15 protein-coding genes are annotated in these 17860 nt (G+C 43.8%); all 15 read left to right on the forward strand.

The window, feature by feature from the left end; translation table 11 throughout:
- Positions 1–3: 3 nt before the first annotated feature.
- The 15 genes from EDD59_RS01060 to EDD59_RS01130 all read left to right on the forward strand — a co-directional run bounded on the left by EDD59_RS01060 (position 4) and on the right by EDD59_RS01130 (position 17799).
- Entirely contained in the window at positions 4–1005 is a 1002-nt protein-coding gene (locus tag EDD59_RS01060) for a flagellin N-terminal helical domain-containing protein (protein WP_132378015.1), read from the forward strand.
- A gap of 68 nt (positions 1006–1073) precedes the next feature.
- Positions 1074–1691: a DUF6470 family protein gene (locus tag EDD59_RS01065; protein WP_132378017.1), complete on the forward strand. Its 618-nt coding sequence runs from the start codon at positions 1074–1076 to the stop codon at positions 1689–1691.
- Between the two features lie 21 nt (positions 1692–1712).
- On the forward strand, positions 1713–2147 hold the full coding sequence (gene fliW, locus EDD59_RS01070; RefSeq protein ID WP_132378019.1) for a flagellar assembly protein FliW: 435 nt from the start codon (positions 1713–1715) through the stop codon (positions 2145–2147).
- Positions 2148–2150: 3 nt separating this feature from the next.
- The gene (gene csrA / locus EDD59_RS01075) at positions 2151–2381 is read left to right on the forward strand and encodes a carbon storage regulator CsrA (protein ID WP_132378021.1); all 231 of its coding nucleotides are present in this window, start codon (positions 2151–2153) and stop codon (positions 2379–2381) included.
- Between the two features lie 63 nt (positions 2382–2444).
- A complete protein-coding gene (locus tag EDD59_RS01080) occupies positions 2445–2822 on the forward strand; it encodes a desulfoferrodoxin family protein (RefSeq protein ID WP_132378023.1) in 378 nt (125 codons plus the stop codon).
- Between the two features lie 168 nt (positions 2823–2990).
- Positions 2991–3806, forward strand: a complete 816-nt coding sequence (locus tag EDD59_RS01085; RefSeq protein WP_132378025.1) for a CheR family methyltransferase — start codon at positions 2991–2993, stop codon at positions 3804–3806.
- A 30-nt stretch (positions 3807–3836) separates the two neighbouring features.
- Positions 3837–5741 carry a methyl-accepting chemotaxis protein gene (locus tag EDD59_RS01090; protein ID WP_132378027.1) on the forward strand — a complete coding sequence of 635 codons (1905 nt, stop codon included), beginning with the start codon at positions 3837–3839 and terminating at the stop codon, positions 5739–5741.
- Between the two features lie 33 nt (positions 5742–5774).
- Entirely contained in the window at positions 5775–7040 is a 1266-nt protein-coding gene (locus EDD59_RS01095; RefSeq protein WP_132378029.1) for a methyl-accepting chemotaxis protein, read from the forward strand.
- Positions 7041–7250: 210 nt separating this feature from the next.
- Positions 7251–10466: a right-handed parallel beta-helix repeat-containing protein gene (locus EDD59_RS01100; protein WP_132378031.1), complete on the forward strand. Its 3216-nt coding sequence runs from the start codon at positions 7251–7253 to the stop codon at positions 10464–10466.
- The gene (pap, locus tag EDD59_RS01105; RefSeq protein WP_132378033.1) at positions 10429–11982 is read left to right on the forward strand and encodes a polyphosphate:AMP phosphotransferase; all 1554 of its coding nucleotides are present in this window, start codon (positions 10429–10431) and stop codon (positions 11980–11982) included. Before EDD59_RS01100 ends, pap begins: the two co-directional genes overlap by 38 nt.
- An 81-nt stretch (positions 11983–12063) precedes the next feature.
- A complete protein-coding gene (locus tag EDD59_RS01110) occupies positions 12064–13065 on the forward strand; it encodes a deoxyguanosinetriphosphate triphosphohydrolase (RefSeq protein ID WP_132378035.1) in 1002 nt (333 codons plus the stop codon).
- A gap of 298 nt (positions 13066–13363) precedes the next feature.
- Entirely contained in the window at positions 13364–15139 is a 1776-nt protein-coding gene (gene dnaG, locus EDD59_RS01115; protein ID WP_132378037.1) for a DNA primase, read from the forward strand.
- Between the two features lie 57 nt (positions 15140–15196).
- The gene (gene rpoD / locus EDD59_RS01120; RefSeq protein WP_132378039.1) at positions 15197–16306 is read left to right on the forward strand and encodes an RNA polymerase sigma factor RpoD; all 1110 of its coding nucleotides are present in this window, start codon (positions 15197–15199) and stop codon (positions 16304–16306) included.
- Between the two features lie 10 nt (positions 16307–16316).
- Complete coding sequence (locus EDD59_RS01125; protein ID WP_132378041.1) at positions 16317–17027, forward strand: tRNA (adenine(22)-N(1))-methyltransferase; 711 nt, start codon at positions 16317–16319, stop codon at positions 17025–17027.
- A complete protein-coding gene (locus EDD59_RS01130; protein ID WP_132378043.1) occupies positions 17017–17799 on the forward strand; it encodes a Nif3-like dinuclear metal center hexameric protein in 783 nt (260 codons plus the stop codon). The genes EDD59_RS01125 and EDD59_RS01130 overlap by 11 nt, the downstream gene beginning before the upstream one ends.
- Positions 17800–17860: the final 61 nt, after the last annotated feature.

Here is a 17860-nt window from a genome sequence, read left to right on the forward strand (position 1 = left end):
AATATGCGTATTACAACAAATATGATTCGAAGAAATTATCAAAATAATCTGGGCTCTGCTATGAGTGGTTTGGAGCAGGCGCGCAGGCAGGTGGAGACGGGGCGGCGTTTTGGCAGCTCATATGAAGATCCTTCGGCCGCAGCCCGGGGAACAGTGTTGGAGACACGGCTTGCAAGGAATGCAGATTATACCAGTACAGTGAAGAGTATACAGAAATGGCAGGACACACAGGAGGATACGATTACCCAGTTGAGCTCTATGGCAAAGAGTATTGGTGAAGATTATTCTACAGCGGCTATGAATGATCCCACCGGAGAGACTGGAAGGAGCGCATATGCCCAGAATTTAAGAGCTCTGCAGAAGTCTATGATCATTACACTGAATGCGAAATACGGAAATGCTTATGTCATGGCTGGGAGTGACGCTTTGAATGCACCTTTTGAACTGTCGGCAGATGGAAAAGTGCTCTACAGAGGGATAGATGTAGACAGTAGTGATCCCGATGATCAGGCTGTTCTGGCGGAATTGTCAAGGGAGACAGCCTATGTGGATTTGGGATATGGACTCACATTTTCCGGAGGAGAGGTAGTGTCCTCCAGCGCATTTGATTCAGCTTTTCCGGGAATCAACGCAGTGGGGTATGGGCAGACGGAAGACGGAACCAGCAAGAATCTTATTGTTTTGGCAGGAAAGATGGCAGATTTGCTTGATGAGGATGTATTTAATACTGAGGAATACGGAAAACTGTGGACCCAGTTTAAAGAGGGCAGCAGCGAAATGAGCAATCAACTAACCGGAATCGGAACGAAAAGCCAACTCCTGGAGTCTTCGTTGGAAAGACTGCAGAATGAGAATTTAAACATTAAGGAGCAATATAAGGGTGATGTGGGGATTGATGAGGCTGAGGCTATCATGAATTTTTCGTGGGCACAGTATGTGTACAATGCCTCACTGAAAATAGGAACAAGTATTTTTTCCGCGTCTCTTCTGGACTTTTTAAAGTAAGTTCATGGGGGTAAAATATCTTTTGGCCCCAATATCATAATATTCAAAGAAAGGGTGAGAAGTAAGTAATGGAACAACTACTCAAAATAACAACAATACCTATTGAGTATGAGCTGACCGTACATAATGCTCATCTGGAACGGAAAAACGGTACTGCGGAGGTGGAAATCAGCCGCGATAAAGGCGGGATGAAGATTACGAGCAGGCCAATTCGTCTCAGGGTAGATACATATGAAGCCAGAAATTCTGTTGTTCCCACAACGAAGACAGCCATTTACCAGGCCGCACAGAAAGGAAAGCAGGCTACATATGAGGCTACGGCACAGTTTGCCGAGGAGGGCCAGATTTTGTTGAATGCGAAGATAGGAGAGGGTGCAGAAACCTTGCAATCTATATTGGACCAGAGGAATGCTTTGCCCACAGGCCAGTTTAAATTGGGGTTTATCCCGGAGACAGGGCCGGATATTGAGTGGGATCCCCCATCCATATCTATTAGTTATCAGATGGACAAATTAAATTTTGATACCAGGATAGATTGGGGAAGGGTAGAGTTTGTACCTGGAAGTATTGAACTGTCGGTGCAGCAGTATCCGGATGTACATATAGAGTATATTGGAAATCCCATCTATGTACCGCCAAGTGCGGCCGGCAGGTTTACCGGCCAGAATATTGACACAAAGGCATAGAAAAATAAAAAGGGAGGAAGTATGGAGGAAGTAATGAAATCCAGTCTGTTTGTGGAGGAGGAGCTAATTTATTTCCGGGAGGGTTTGTTTGGCTTTGAGGAATATAAAACCTTTATTCCTCTTCCTGTTGATGAGACCAGTGACGTTGTTCTCTGCCTTCAAAGCACTCAGGATCCCGGGCTGTCATTTATTATTATGAATCCCTTTTATCTGAAAGAAGACTATCAGCCTGATTTATCCCCTGCAGATTATAAAAAACTTGGGACAGAGGATGCAACCCTGCTCTCATTTTATGTGATTTGCGTTATTGGGACTTCATCGGAAAAAAGTACTGTAAATCTGAAATGCCCCATAGTAGTAAATACCGAGAACAGGCAGGCGGTGCAGGTGATACTTGCATCTGAGGAATATCGTATGCGGCACACGCTGAATGAGTTCCAGAAGAAAGGGGAGTAGGATATGCTTGTACTGCAGCGCAAAAAGGGGGAGACACTTTTAATAGGAGACAATATTCGAATATCTGTTGTGGAGGTTTCGTCGGATTCTGTAAAACTTGCCGTTGAGGCGCCAAAGGAGGTCAAAATACTGCGTGGAGAACTGGAGGAGGCCATAATTGTCAATCAGGAATCAGTTATGGACAAAGCGCATATTGATGACGTAAAGAGAATTATACAAAGAGATATCCATTGATTACAAATCCAGATTATGGTATAATAATTCAAATCTAAAATACAGAAGAAGGAGTGTATGAATATGGAATTAAAATTTTATGCCTGTGAGTTATGCGGTAAAATCATTGCCATGGTAAAGGATAGTGGAACACCTACAGTCTGTTGTGGGCAGACAATGAAGGAACTTGTACCCGGAAGCGTAGATGCTGCGGCAGAGAAGCATGTTCCTGTTGTTACTGTTGAAGGCAATAAGATTACGGTTGAAGTAGGTTCCGTACCACATCCTATGGCGGAAGAACATTTCATTGAGTGGATTGCCATCACCACAAAAGAAGGTGCACAGGGCAAGGCACTTAATCCGGGAGATGAGCCAAAGGCAGAATTCCTTCTGGCAGACGGAGATGAATTTGTTTCTGCATATGAACACTGCAATCTGCATGGTTTATGGCAGTATAAGTAGGAAACATTAAAAGATCCGACAATTACATAAAGTAAAAATCCTCCTTTATGATTCAAAGTATAGTTTTATTCAAATGAAATGATGAAGGGGGGTTTTTTTTGCGCAAAAAACAAAGAGACGGGCGGAAAGATTTGACTTTTATACTATACGCCTGAAAGGGGAACACCCATGATTACTATAGAAGAGCAGGAATTCAAGGACTTTGCAAATTATATCAGAGCCAATTATGGCATTCATTTTAAAGCGGAAAAAAAGACTCTGATTGAGGGACGGCTCGGCAACTTAATAACAAGTATGCATATGGGCAGTCTGGAAGAATATATGGATTATGTAAAAACAGATAAATCCGGGAAGGCCGCATCAGTGATGCTAGATAAGATTACAACAAATTATACTTTTTTTATGAGAGAGTCGGAACATTTTAATTATTTTAGAACCACGGTGCTGCCTTTCCTGGCAAATAATGTGGGAGACAGGGATTTACGTATCTGGAGCGCCGCCTGCTCCACCGGAGAAGAGCCTTATACTCTTGCAATGTTAATTGATGAGTACCTTGGGCCCGATAAGAACAGATGGGATACAAAAATATTAGCTACAGATATCTCCAAAGCAGTGATTTCTGCGGCCAAATCAGGCATTTATGAAAATGAGAAAATAACAGAGCTTCCTTTAAGCTGGCAGAAAAAGTATTTTAAGGCATATGATTCTCATCAAAGTGAAGTAATTGAAAAGATTAAAAAGGAAGTTATTTTTGGAAATATCAATTTGATGGATACTGTCTTGCCTTTTAAAAGAAAAATGCATGTTATATTCTGCCGAAATGTCATGATTTATTTTGATGGTCCCACTAAAGAAAGGTTAATTCAGCGGCTGTATGATATCACAGAGCCGGGAGGCTTTCTATTTATTGGTCATTCGGAGGGGCTAAACAGGGAGACCACAAGATACAGATACATCAGACCGGCAATCTACAGAAAAGAATAAGGAAACCTAATATGCAAAGGAGAAAACAATATGAAGAACTTATCTGTAAGCAAGAAGCTTATTACCGGATTTGGCATCGTACTGATTTTGATGCTGCTGTCAGGCATCTTTTCCATCATTAACCTGAATGGAATTAATGCAGAGGTGGAGCGATACAGTAAGTATTCGGTACCAAATGCAGAATATATCAGAGCCATGCAGGTAAATATGCGCAGTACTATGCATGAGCTGCTGGGTGCGATGCTTGCCCCACCGGAAACTGCCGGCAAGCTGCTGTCTTCGGCAGACCAGCATTCAAAGTCAGCGCTTACCAAGCTGGAAGAATTTAGAAAGAATCAGAGCGATTACAGCAGAAATGCCGATATTGAACAGGCCAAGACAATTATTAACTCAGGAGATTCCGTAAGAAAAGAAATATCTGAGCTTATTCTGGAGAATACAGACCAATCTCATAAAAGAGCTCTTGAGCTGTATCAGGAACAATATAGCCCCCAACTTGAAAAGGCCATTAGTATCATGGAAAATTTTGCGGCTTCGTCCCATGAAAAATCAAAAGCACAGAAGGTGGAAGCGGAAGAGATTATGGTGCGTACACAGGTTCTTCTTTTAGTTTTCTCTGCACTATCCATTTTGATTACGGTTTTTGTTGTCATAGTTATCAGGAAATCTATTTTGGCTCCGATTCAAAAAATCATAGCAATGAATAGAGAAGCCGCCCGGGGAAACTTAGATGCCGAGATTGAGTATGAGAGCAAAGACGAGTTTGGACAGATGATAGAATACATTAAAGAGTCCAATGCACTGCAAAAAAAATTAATCGGCGACGTAATTGAAAAGTTTACAAGAATATCAGAAGGGGATCTGCAGTTTGAGATAGATATGGATTATCCCGGAGGTTATGAGATTTTAAAGAAATCAATTGAAACTACGGCCGACAACCTGAACACTATTATGCAGACAATCGATACCGCTGCATCACAGGTCAGCGCAGGTGCTTCACAGGTATCCGACGGGGCGTCAGCTCTTGCATCTGGCTCCACAGAACAGGCATCTTCTGTGGAAGAGCTGACAGCTTCTGTTGAGCATATTGCCGCCCGGACGGAAGAAAACTTTTCTGTTGTAAAGGCTGCAACAGAATATGTGGAGCAGGCGGGACAAGGAGTAGAAAGTGGAAACGACTATATGCAGAAGCTTACCGATGCGATGACTGAGATTAATGCAGCTTCAAATGAGATTGTAAATATTACCAAGGCAATTGATGATATTGCATTCCAGACCAATATGCTTTCTCTAAATGCAGCTATTGAGGCGGCCCGTGCAGGAAGTGCCGGAAAGGGATTTACCGTTGTTGCAGACGAAGTGCGGAATCTTGCAAGAAAATCTGCAGATGCGGCGAAACAGACTGAACAATTGATTCAAAATACAGTTGCAGCCGTCGCCAGAGGGACTGAACTGACGGCTCAGACAGCACAGGTTTTACAGGAAGTGGGAGCCAATGCAAGAAAAGTTACAGACAATTTTGTACAGATAGAACAGACGTCTGCCGAGCAGTCCCATGCGGTTGAACAGATTAAGCTGGGACTTGCGCAAGTATCTTCTGTTGTACAGACAAATGCGGCCACCGCGGAAGAAAATTCTGCCACAAGTGAGGAAATGTCCGCACAGGCAGATACGCTGCGTGCAGAAGTGAAAAAATTTAAGCTAAATAATGGCATTCAAAGAAAATATGTTTCAGAGGATTTCAAGTCTGAAGAGATTCCTGAGCCTGAGGAAATTCTCAAGTCTGAGGAGATTCTCAAGCCTGAAGAGATCCCGAAGCCTGAGAAGGCCTTCGAGCCTGAGGAGATTCCCAAGCCTGAGGAGATTCCCAAGCCTGAGGAAAGTTACGATCTCGAACAGGAAAATGAAGAGAAACCTGATTTAGGTAAATATTAAAATAAAAATAAAAAGTCCGGAGGAAGAGACACTATGAAAAAAACAATGAAACAGTCCACGCTTATTTATACTTTGAATGCATGCGCTCTGCTGCTGCTGGTCCTTGTAGGGGTTGGCTTTTATATCCTGTACCACAAAGGGAGTACCGGCCAGACCGATGGCATTGCAATAGTGCAAGGTGCCGTGTTTGTGCTGCTTATAGGTGCGGCGGTGCTGCAGGTGATTACGATGTTGATTACGAGAAAAAAGTTACTGCATCCGATTACAAGGGTTGAGAAGGAGATGAAAGAGATTGCACAGGGCAACCTTTCTTCCGATTTTTCTATGGAAGTGGATACATCTGAAATTGGTATGCTGGCAGGCTCTATTTACAGCACCCGCAGTACACTCCAGAAATATATCGGAGATATTTCCGATAAGCTTACACAGATGGCAGAGGGTAATTTGGATTTGAAGAATGATATGGAATATATTGGAGAATTTTCTCCTATTCAGACAGCACTTGGTGTTATACTTGATTCATTCAATGCCACTTTAAAACAGATAAATATTGCTGCCGGCCAGGTGAGCACTGGTGCGGCACAGGTATCCGGCGGGGCCCAGGCACTCTCAGCGGGTTCAACAGAACAGGCTTCATCCATTGATGAGCTGACTCTTTCCGTAGAAAAGGTTGCCGGACAGGCAGAACAGAATGCTTCTAATGTCCGGGCTGCAACCAAATATGTGGAGCAGGTTGAGACGGATATTAACACCGGAAACGGTTATATGAAAAACCTTACGGAAGCAATGGGTGAGATGGATGCCGCATCAAATGAGATTGTGAATATTACAAAGGTTATTGAGGATATTGCATTTCAGACTAATATTCTCTCACTAAATGCAAGTATTGAGGCGGCCCGTGCCGGAGAAGCTGGAAAGGGATTTGCTGTCGTAGCCGATGAAGTCCGCAATCTTGCCGGAAAATCGGCAGAAGCCGCAAAACAGACTTCAGAGCTGATTCAAAATTCTGTAACAAGTGTGTCCAAAGGAACTGCCATTACAGCACAGACCGCTCAGATTCTACAGCAAGTCGGTTCCAATATGCAGAATGTGTCAGAAAACTTTGTAAGCATAGAGCGGGCATCTTCAGAACAGACAGAAGCAATTGAGCAAATTCAGATGGGATTGGTACAGGTGTCTTCTGTTGTGCAGACTAACGCCGCTACGGCAGAAGAAAACTCTGCTACAAGTGAAGAAATGTCTGCTCAGGCAGATATACTCCGGGAAGAAGTAGGTAAATTCATCCTGTACTCTGAGTAAAGTAACATAAAGGGCCTGGCCTGCCGGGCTCTCTTTTTGTTACAGTTTGGAACCAAGCAGATATATTAAAAGCTGCTTGTACTTTTTAGAGAGCTGTGCTATAATCCTCTACATAGAATCTGGGAAGCGTTCGTTTTCCATTTCTGCTCGGCAATTCCGCCGAAGTATTCAACCGTAATTATTATAAAAATAACAGAACAGGAGGAGGCTATGAAAAGATGTAGAGGAGCCTTCATGATATTGGTGGTGTCACTGTCTCTGGCAGTCTATATACCCATGTCATGCGAGGCACAGGAAGAACAAGTTAAGATGACCCTGGAGGAGGTGATTCCAGAAGAGACAAGCATTTTTGAGGATGCTTCTGGGAGTCAGTATCAGGAGTCCGAACCTGCCACAGCACTGCAGGATGTGGGAGAAGAGGTGAAAGTTCCTGAACGTACTGAAAGACAAATGGATGCGTTGCGGATAGACGCTGTGGCACGTGTGGGGAATACTTATTATAAGACCTTTGATGAAGCATTTTTTGCTCTGCCGTCGGGCGGCACTATGTATGTACTGAAGGATTGTATCGCAGGGCACAATGTTACGACGAAGTCATTCACCATCTACCCAGAAGGACAGAATGTTACTGTGACTGCAAGTCCAAGTCTGGAGTGGGAGCCTGGAGGCATCATCGCGGTTCCGAACGATAGTGACAGAAATATAACAGGTACATGGACATTATCAGGAAATGAAGGATATACGCTGACCATTGACGGCAACAGAAAATGTTCTTCGGGGATTCTGACATCTCTGTGCAGAACAACCATCAATTTAAAAAGCGGAGTGCGTTTAAGAAATGGCGTGGCGAACGGTATATGGAACAGCCTGGGAACTACAAATGTATATGAGGATGTATCGATTTATAACAATCTTCATGCCGGTATAGCCTCCCAGGGCACGATAAATATGTATGGCGGAGAGATTTATGGCAATGGCAACAATGGAGTACGGGGAAAGACCGTCAATGTGGCCGGAGGTCTGGTGCATCATAATGGGAGCGCAGGTGTACAGACACAGACGGTTGACGACAACACGGCAATTACCGTTACAGGAGGGAGCATTTACAGTAACGCTTCGGATGGAGTTGCCGCATATGCCGCAAACGGGGTATGTACTGCCAGTATTTCAGGAGGTAAAATCTATTCTAACAACGCGGCGGGAGTCCGGTCATCTGCATCCTTCGGAACATTAGAGATTTCCGGTAATGCAAATATTTTTCACAATGCAACGGGTATATTTAATATGTCGGCTGCAACAATGTCCGGCGGGATTGTACATTCCAATATAACCGAAAAGAATGGAGGAGGAATTTACAATTCGGGAACTCTTATTTTATCGGGTGGGGAGATTTTCTCCAATAGCGGAACTGCTGGAGGCGGCATTTATAATGCGGGTATATTGACTTTAAATGGAACGGCAATCACAAATAATTCTGCCCGGGCCGGGAGCGCCGTGTATCAGAATGGAACTATGAATGTGAGCGGGGCAGCATGGATTGAAGAAAATAATGATGTCTATCTGCCCGAAGCCGGGAATGTCATCACAGTTACAGGTCCCCTTACATCAGAAAAAAAAGTGGCCCTTATAACGCCATCTGTCTATACGTTAGGACGCACATGTGTAAGAGTTGGCCATAACGAAGAAAAAGGAAGTGCGGTTTACCAGAAATTTAATCTAAATCCAAAAGCATTTTATTTACTGCGGCCCGGGGATTATCAATCGGGTGGGGCCAATACAGCAGACACAGACATTGTAATCAGCAGAGCATATATGATACATTATGAGGGGAATTATGATGACGACAGGATTCGGGTTCCAAAGGACGAGAAAAAATATTGGTATGAAGCCACAAAAATATCGGGAGAAATTCCTCATTTTGGCTCTATAGGTTTTAAAGGCTGGGGCAGAAAGGCTGAAGATAAGGAAGCAGTATACCAGCCGGGAGACACAGTCAGTGCTGCCTATAATGAGGAAATGACCTTTTATGCACTCTGGAAAACGGAGATTAAGGTTATTTATGTCGATAATAATGCAGATTCGGGAACAGCTAAATCAGAATATGTAACTCTGAAAGAATGTGATGAAAATAATGGGTATGAAATAAGAAAAAATAAAAATTATACTGAATTTTCCCGAAAAGGATATAGCTTTGCAGGCTGGGCAGACAATGAAAGAGACGCGGGTACAGGAACGGTAAAATTTCCCGAAAACAAGAAAAATATAGTTATATTTGATGAACTGTGCCAGATAGCTGATGAACAGCAGAAAGATACCGTAAACCGGCCGGGCATACCGGAAGTGAAAATGTACAGCGTATGGAATGGAATTCCGGAAATTAAAGCAAACAGTGTCCAGGAGTTTTATGAGGGTACGGAAGTTACAAGAGAAATGCTCTTATCTAATATGAAAGCCTTTGACGAAGAAGACGGGGACATCACAGGAAATATCCGTATTATTTGTATAAAATATGCCGGCAGAAAGCATACAGATGGAGCAAAACAGGAGGGAGAAATAGCTTTCTGGAAGGAAGATATGCCTGCCGATGAAAAATTAGATACATGGTTTCTTCAGATGGATAAAAATGATTCACCAGTTACACATCTCATTACATATGCTGTAACAGACAGTGCAGGTACTGAAAATGTTTTAGAGTGGCCTGTAAAAGTTAGGTATAATGAGTTTCCTGTAATAGAAGCAGCAGATCGGTATTTTACATTGGAAGAGGCCCGGGCGGGGAATATTACAGAAGCAGAAATTGTAGAACGGGCTTTGGAAAGCGGCCGCATAAAAGTGTCAGATCAGGAAGATGATATATTGTATCCGGGGAGTATTTTGAAGAAAGTGAAGCTTGTGAATTTTAAGCCGGAAGAGTTCTTAGAATTTAATAAACCAGGATATGTGGTGCTTACCTGCTCTGTTCAGGACAACATGGGTCCGGGGGGAGCCGGAAAAGAAACGCTAATCCAATTTACTGTTTACATTTTGAAAGACGGTGAAATGGTAAAACCGGAAGGAGCGAAATATGTACGCTTTATTAACAGAGAAAATTATGAAAAAAATGCAGATAGAGAGACAAAAAATTTAAGTGAGGAGGAGAAGGAAAACCTGAATCGAAATGGCGGACTTCATGTGGATTCCATGTGGTATCAAAATCCGGAATATAAAGCACTGCTTTTAGATTTGTGGGAAGAGGAGAGGACAGCGGATAAGGTGTGGGATTTTTCACGGGAAGATGTCAGGAAGGTTAAAGAGTACATAAATATTCACGGCATTGGAAACAGTAGAGAGGAGAATGCATTGAGCGGTTTTTTGAGGCAGTTTGGCTCTTTCGAAAGGAGAATGCAATATGTTGGAGAAGGTCAATCTTACAAAAAAAATGGATAAGGCAGAGTATAAGGCAAAAATGCCGATGCTTAAAGTCAGACTTGGGGAATTACAGCGTCTGTGCCGGGTCCAGAATATCCCAGTGATTATTGTATTTGAAGGATTTGGTGCATCAGGGAAGGGGCTCCAGATAGGGAAGGTTATTCAAAGTCTGGATCCCCGCGGCTTTCAGGTTCATGCAATAAAAGGGGAAACAAAAGAGGAAGAGATGCATCCATTTTTGTGGCGGTTCTGGACCAAGACACCGGAGCGGGGCAGGATTGCAATTTTCGATGGAAGCTGGTACAGACGTGTGCTGATTGAGCGTTTTGATAAAAAGGCCGGGAAAAAAGAGGTGACGAACGCCTACCAGTCTATCTGTTCTTTTGAAAAGCAGCTTACAGATGATGGGTGTGTCATAATAAAGCTTTTGCTTGATATAGACCAGAAGGAGCAAAAAAAGAGATTTGAAAAGTTGAAGAAATCAAAGGAAACAGCATGGCGTGTCTCTAAAGGAGATTTTGAGCGCAATGAAAAATATGGAGAATATGCCCGGATGATGGAAGAGATGCTGCAGATAACGGATACTGAGTATGCCCCCTGGACCATAATTGAAGCAATGGACCGCCGGTTTGCCACTATAAAGATTTACGCAGTCATTATCAATGCACTGGAAGAACGGCTGGAGCAATTGCAAAAGGAGAAAGCAAAAGAGAAAGCTGCAGAAGCTATTGCAGAAATTTCGTCCGGGGAGGCTTCCCCTCGGGAGCCCAACAAACCTGGTACGAGAGAAAAAGAGCTGCAGGAGTCTGTGCTTGCAAAAACCGACCTGTCTCTGAGACTTGAAAAGAAACAATATGAAGAAGAGTTAAAAAAGCTTCAGAAGAGAATAAAAATGCTCCACGGTGATATTTACAGAAAACGGATTCCGGTGGTACTCTGCTTTGAAGGCTGGGATGCAGGCGGAAAAGGCGGTGCAATCAAGAGGCTGACAAAGAAGATGGACCCCCGTGGTTTTGTTGTAAATCCCACAGCTTCTCCAAATGATATTGAAAAAGCACATCACTACCTGTGGAGATTTTGGCGGGCCATGCCTAAGGATGGACATATTGCCATATTTGACAGGACATGGTACGGGCGTGTCATGGTAGAGCGCATTGAAGGATTTTGTACGAAACAAGAATGGCAGAGAGCCTATAAAGAAATCAATGATATGGAGAAGGATCTTTCAGATAAAGGTGCTATTGTATTGAAGTTCTGGATGCAGATAGATAAGGAAGAGCAGGAAAGAAGATTCACAGCCCGCCAGGAGGATCCTAAAAAGCAATGGAAGATTACTGAGGAGGACTGGAGAAACAGAGAAAAATGGGATCAGTACGAAGAAGCTGTAAATGAGATGCTGATTCGGACTTCAACAGAATATGCCCCTTGGATTGTTGTGGAGGGCAATGACAAATATTATGCACGTATTAAAATTCTTAAATCCGTTGTACAGGCTATAGAAAAGCATATGAAGACAGAAAACCTTAAGATATAGGCAACTAAAAAGGAAAAAAAACAAAGTTACAGAATATATATGATGTAGGGTAATCAGGATTCATCGTGAGGAAGAGAAAATATGACAATCAGAGAGCAGCTTGAAGAGCGGGAATTGGAATATTTAAGTCCTTATGCCGCGTTCAGCAGAAATTCGAAAGGCCGGGAGAAAACAGAAGAACAGTGTGATATACGTCCTGTATTTCAAAGGGACAGGGATCGGATTTTGCACTGTAAGTCATTCCGCCGCCTGAAACAAAAAACACAGGTGTTTTTACTGCCCAAGGGGGATCACTACAGGACAAGGCTAACCCACACTCTTGAGGTTTCACAGAATGCAAGAACCATAGCAAAGGCCCTCAGGCTGAACGAGGATCTGGTAGAAGCAATTGCGCTGGGGCACGATCTTGGACACACGCCTTTTGGACATGCAGGCGAACGGGCGTTAAATGGTGTATATCATTTTTCACATAATGAGCAAAGCGTCAGGGTAGTTGAATGTGTGGAAAAGCAGGGTGAAGGGCTCAATCTCACATGGGAGGTCCGGGACGGTATTATGAATCATCAGACATCCGGCCATCCCCACACCCTGGAGGGACAGGTGTTGCGCCTCTCAGACAAAATTGCATATATCAATCATGACATGGATGATGCAATCAGGGCGGGTATACTTGCAGAGAGTGACATTCCTGCCAAGTATAGAAAGGTGCTGGGAAACTCCGGCAAAGAACGTCTGGATACGATGGTTCATGACGTAATCACACAGAGCATGGACCGTCCGGTTATTGTTATGTCCGGGGAAGTTCAGGCTGCCATGGCCGGACTTAGGAAATTTATGTTTGAAAATGTGTACATGAACCCCAAGGCAAAAGGTGAAGAAGATAAAGCTGTACATTTGATTGAACAATTGTATGATTATTATATACGGCATCCCGAGCTGCTTCCCGGGCAGTATTTGAGAAGCATGGAAAGAACAGGCACATGCAGGGAGCAAACCGTCTGTGATTACATAGCCGGGATGACAGATAATTATGCGGTTAAAAAATATGAAGAGTTTTTTGTACCGGAAGCATGGAAAAATTAACTGTTCAGAACCTAGCTCAATTTCGCTTTGCACAGATATGCCGGAGGGCAAGCTCGACTCCGCTTTGCTTCATCTCGCTTCGGCTAAACGCCGGATAGCAAGCTCGATTCCGCTTTGCTTCATCTCGCTTCGGCTAAACGCCGGATAGAAATATATACAAGCAGCTCTTAGCAAGCAAGCTTGCACAAGCTGTTTGTATATATTTCTGCCCTCCTTATTAGTTACGGAAAAATTAAAAAAGGAAATAGGGAAGTTTTGTCGAATATATATAGTGTAGCATATGTACGTGGAGGCCTATATGTATTATTCAGAGGAACTGATAGAAGAAGTAAGAATGAAAAATGACATTGTGGATGTGATTTCCGGTTATGTGCGGCTGCAGAAAAAAGGAAGCTCCTATTTTGGACTCTGCCCGTTTCACAACGAAAAGTCTCCGTCTTTTTCTGTAAGCAGAGGGAAACAGATGTACTATTGTTTTGGCTGTGGGGCGGGGGGCAATGTATTTACATTCTTGATGGAATATGAAAACTTTTCCTTTGTGGAAGCCGTGAAGTTTTTGGCTGACAGAGCGGGGGTGGAGCTTCCGGAGGCAGAATACTCGAAGGAGGCGAAGGAAAAGGCAGATTTGAGGTCCACGCTTTTGGAAATCAATAAAATAGCTGCACAGTACTTTTATGTTCAGCTAAAATCGGAGCAGGGGAAAGCTGCCTGTACATATTTAAAGAAACGAAAACTTTCAGACGATATGGTGAAAGCTTTCGGAATCGGATATTCCAATAAATACAGCAATGATTTGTTCCGCTACCTGCGAAACAAAGGCTACAGTGAAGAATTGATACGTCAGGCAGGACTTATAAACACCGATGAAAAAAACGGTGTGTATGATAAGTTCTGGAACCGGGTTATGTTTCCCATTATGGATGTAAACAGCCGGGTAATCGGGTTCGGAGGCCGTGTCATGGGTGACGGAAAGCCAAAATATCTGAACTCACCGGAAACTGCTGTTTTTGACAAGAGCCGCAATTTGTACGGGCTGAACCGGGCACGAACCTCCCGAAAGTCTTGTTTTTTGCTCTGTGAAGGATATATGGATGTTATAGCTCTGCACCAGGCCGGGTTTACCAATGCGGTTGCCTCTCTCGGGACAGCCCTGACAGCGGGACACGCCCTATTAATTAAGCGCTATGTACAGGAAGTGTATCTGACTTATGACAGTGATGAGGCAGGAACAAAAGCAGCACTTCGGGCCGTTTTGATCTTGAAGGAGGCAGGCATTGCGGCGAAGGTAATCCGTATGGAGCCATACAAAGACCCGGATGAATTTATTAAGAATCTGGGCGCAAAAGAATTTGAGAAGAGAATTGAAAATGCCAGAAATGGTTTTCTTTTTAGCCTTGAGATTCTCTCAAAAGATTACGATATGGACTCCCCCGAGGGGAAGACAGCTTTTTTTCGGGAAGCTTCCCGGCGGCTTACAGCCTTTGAAGATGAGCTGGAGAGAAATAATTATATTGAAGCAGTGGCTAGGCAATATAAGGTCAGTGAGGAAAGTCTGAAAAAATTGGTGGTAAAAACTGCAATCGGTGACGGGATGGCAAAACCTGCCCTCCGCCCGAAAACTGCAGGGGCAAAAGAAAAGACAAAGGAGGATGGGATTCTTGTATCTCAGAAAGTTCTCCTTACATGGATTATTGAAGATGAGGAACTTTTCAGCATCATACAGAAGTACATAAGTCCCAGGGATTTCACAAAAGAGCTATATAAAACAGTTGCAGAGCTGCTTTACAGCCAGTATGCTTCGGGAGAAGTAAATCCGGCAAAGATACTGAATCACTTTACGGCCGAGGAAGAACATCGGGAGGCAGCGTCTTTATTTCATACAAAAATCAAAGAGCTTTCTACCAGGGAAGAACGGGAACAGGCTTTAAAGGAAACGATGTTCCGTGTCAAGGCAAACAGTATTGATGGCCGGATCAAGAATCTGGATCCTGCCGATTTTGCCGGCCTGCAAAAGCTGATGGAAGAGAAACATATGCTGGATGATATAAACAACCTGCATATTTCCATTGAATAAGGATAAAATAAAACAAGATAGCCCTATACTGCGTATAGGCAAAGGAAGGATGGACACATGGAAGAAAATACACAGAAGTTTGACGAAAGGTTAAAAGAGCTTGTTGCGCTGGGGAAGAAAAAGAAAAGTATCCTGGAGCTCCAGGAAATTAACGACTTTTTCAACGACATGGAACTGGACGCAGACCATATGGAAAAAGTATTTGAATACCTGGAGTCAAATAATATAGATGTACTTCGCATCAGCAGTGATGAGGACGATGTGGATGTGGAAGTCATTATTTCCGATGAAGATGAAGTGGATATGGAGAATATTGATCTGACTGTGCCTGATGGAGTCAGTATCGAGGATCCTGTGCGCATGTATCTAAAGGAGATTGGAAAAGTTCCGCTTTTGAGTGCAGAGAGGGAGATTGAACTGGCACAGCGGATGGAAAACGGTGATGAAGAAGCAAAGAAAGAGCTGGCGGAAGCAAATCTGCGTCTTGTTGTAAGCATTGCAAAACGGTATGTGGGCCGTGGGATGCTGTTCCTTGATCTGATTCAGGAGGGAAACTTAGGCCTGATTAAGGCAGTGGAAAAGTTTGACTACCACAAAGGCTATAAATTCAGTACCTATGCCACATGGTGGATTCGTCAGGCCATAACAAGAGCGATTGCGGATCAGGCGAGAACAATCCGCATACCGGTACACATGGTAGAGACTATCAATAAGCTGATTCGTGTGTCCAGGCAGCTTTTACAGGAGCTTGGCCGTGAACCCACGCCGGAAGAAATTGCGAAGGAACTGGACATGCCGGTAGACCGCGTGCGTGAAATTCTTAAGATTTCCCAGGAACCTGTGTCTCTGGAAACCCCAATCGGTGAGGAAGAGGACAGTCATCTCGGCGATTTCATACAGGACGATAACGTGCCTGTTCCGGCGGAAGCAGCTGCCCAGACATTGCTCAAAGAACAGCTTGACGAGGTGCTGGACACTTTGACGGAAAGGGAACAGAAAGTATTGCGTCTGCGGTTCGGCATGAATGATGGCAGAGCAAGAACTCTGGAGGAAGTTGGAAGGGAATTCGATGTCACCCGTGAACGTATCCGTCAGATTGAGGCAAAAGCTCTCAGGAAGCTCCGCCATCCAAGCCGCAGCCGGAAGCTTCGGGATTATCTGGACTAGGCAGGGAAAGATGGAACTGACAAGAAGAATGCATGCAGTTGCAAATCTGGTGAGCAGCGGATATAAAATGGCGGATATAGGCACAGATCATGCCTATATTCCCATTTATCTCATAGAGCATAAAAAAATTCCTCTGGCAGTTGCTATGGACGTTCACGAAGGGCCTTTGAAACGTGCTGGAGAACACATTTTAGAGTGCGGTCTGTCGGATAACATTGAGACCCGGCTCTCAGATGGATTTGAACAGCTTGCTCCCGGAGAAGTTGATTCGGCGGTGATAGCTGGTATGGGCGGTGCACTTATCATAAGGATTTTGACGAAGAACTGGAATGTTACAGTGAACCTGAAGGAATGTATTTTGCAGCCCCAGTCGGAAATCGCAAAAGTAAGGACCTTTCTTCTACAGGAAGGTTTTTTGTTTATCGGGGAAGATATGGTTCTTGATGAGGGGAAATTTTATCCTATGATGAAGGTACAGCCGCCTTCAGGGAAGATACAAAATAAGGACATCTGGACAAAAACAGAGAAACAGTATGGAAAATATCTGCTTGAGAGACAACATCCTGTATTGAAGCAGTACCTGGAAAGGGAAAAGGAGTTGAAGTCAGAGTTGTTGGAAAATCTGAAGAAACAGGATAGTGCCCGCGCCGTAAAGCGCATGGATGAATTGAAGCAGGAACTATACAGCACAGAAAAGGGGTTGGGATATTATGCTTTGTAAAGAAATTATGAAGGTGATAGAGGCTGCATACCCAAAGTCTGCGGCGCTGGATTTTGATAACGTGGGACTGCAGGCAGGACGAAGTACGCAGGAGATCCACTGTATATATGTAGCCCTGGATGCCACAAGCCAGGTAATTGAACAAGCAAAAGCGGTTGGAGCAGATATGCTGATTACGCATCATCCTCTAATTTTTTCTCCTATGAAAAATGTAACAGATGAAGATTTTGTGGGTAGAAGGGTTGTGGATCTCATTCAAAGTGACATTTCCTATTATGCAATGCATACGAACTATGATGTCCTCGGTATGGCGGAACTGTCTGGCAGGATACTGGAACTGGGGGAAGTTCAGGTTCTGGACGTCACCTCAGAAGAGGACGGAGCCCCGCAGGGAATCGGACAGGTGGGAATGCTTAAGAAGACTATGACTCTGGAGGAATGTTGTATCTATGTGAAGAATAGACTAAAATTAGGCTCAGTAAAAGTATTTGGAGAGATGAATAAAAAAGTGAACAGACTTGCTGTTTCTCCCGGTTCGGGGAAAAGTGCCATAAAGCCGGCTCTAAATAAGAGGGCAGATGTACTGGTCACAGGAGATATCGGACATCATGATGGTCTCGATGCCGTAGAGCAGGGACTTGCCGTGATAGATGCAGGGCATTACGGAACGGAATATATTTTCATAGAGGACATGAAAGAATTTCTGCAGAAAAAACTTCCGGGTCTGCAGGTGATAACCGCACCGGTTATCCATCCATTCCAGATATTTTGAGCAAAAGTTCAGCCATGCGGATTTGAGCTGATAGCTGAGCTGTTACTATTTTGAGGTATGA

Source organism: Muricomes intestini (assembly GCF_004346165.1).
Taxonomy (GTDB): Bacteria; Bacillota; Clostridia; order Lachnospirales; family Lachnospiraceae; genus Muricomes; species Muricomes intestini.

What these genes read in the sequence shown, in the direction of transcription:
- EDD59_RS01100 (WP_132378031.1), top strand. Translation starts at nt 7,251, where the DNA reads ATGAAAAGATGTAGAGGAGCCTTCATGATATTGGTGGTGTCACTGTCT.
- EDD59_RS01065 (WP_132378017.1), top strand. Translation starts at nt 1,074, where the DNA reads ATGGAACAACTACTCAAAATAACAACAATACCTATTGAGTATGAGCTG.
- EDD59_RS01110 (WP_132378035.1), top strand. Translation starts at nt 12,064, where the DNA reads ATGACAATCAGAGAGCAGCTTGAAGAGCGGGAATTGGAATATTTAAGT.
- rpoD (WP_132378039.1), top strand. Translation starts at nt 15,197, where the DNA reads ATGGAAGAAAATACACAGAAGTTTGACGAAAGGTTAAAAGAGCTTGTT.
- EDD59_RS01085 (WP_132378025.1), top strand. Translation starts at nt 2,991, where the DNA reads ATGATTACTATAGAAGAGCAGGAATTCAAGGACTTTGCAAATTATATC.
- fliW (WP_132378019.1), top strand. Translation starts at nt 1,713, where the DNA reads ATGGAGGAAGTAATGAAATCCAGTCTGTTTGTGGAGGAGGAGCTAATT.
- csrA (WP_132378021.1), top strand. Translation starts at nt 2,151, where the DNA reads ATGCTTGTACTGCAGCGCAAAAAGGGGGAGACACTTTTAATAGGAGAC.
- EDD59_RS01080 (WP_132378023.1), top strand. Translation starts at nt 2,445, where the DNA reads ATGGAATTAAAATTTTATGCCTGTGAGTTATGCGGTAAAATCATTGCC.
- EDD59_RS01130 (WP_132378043.1), top strand. Translation starts at nt 17,017, where the DNA reads ATGCTTTGTAAAGAAATTATGAAGGTGATAGAGGCTGCATACCCAAAG.
- EDD59_RS01060 (WP_132378015.1), top strand. Translation starts at nt 4, where the DNA reads ATGCGTATTACAACAAATATGATTCGAAGAAATTATCAAAATAATCTG.
- dnaG (WP_132378037.1), top strand. Translation starts at nt 13,364, where the DNA reads ATGTATTATTCAGAGGAACTGATAGAAGAAGTAAGAATGAAAAATGAC.
- EDD59_RS01095 (WP_132378029.1), top strand. Translation starts at nt 5,775, where the DNA reads ATGAAAAAAACAATGAAACAGTCCACGCTTATTTATACTTTGAATGCA.
- EDD59_RS01090 (WP_132378027.1), top strand. Translation starts at nt 3,837, where the DNA reads ATGAAGAACTTATCTGTAAGCAAGAAGCTTATTACCGGATTTGGCATC.
- EDD59_RS01125 (WP_132378041.1), top strand. Translation starts at nt 16,317, where the DNA reads ATGGAACTGACAAGAAGAATGCATGCAGTTGCAAATCTGGTGAGCAGC.
- pap (WP_132378033.1), top strand. Translation starts at nt 10,429, where the DNA reads ATGTTGGAGAAGGTCAATCTTACAAAAAAAATGGATAAGGCAGAGTAT.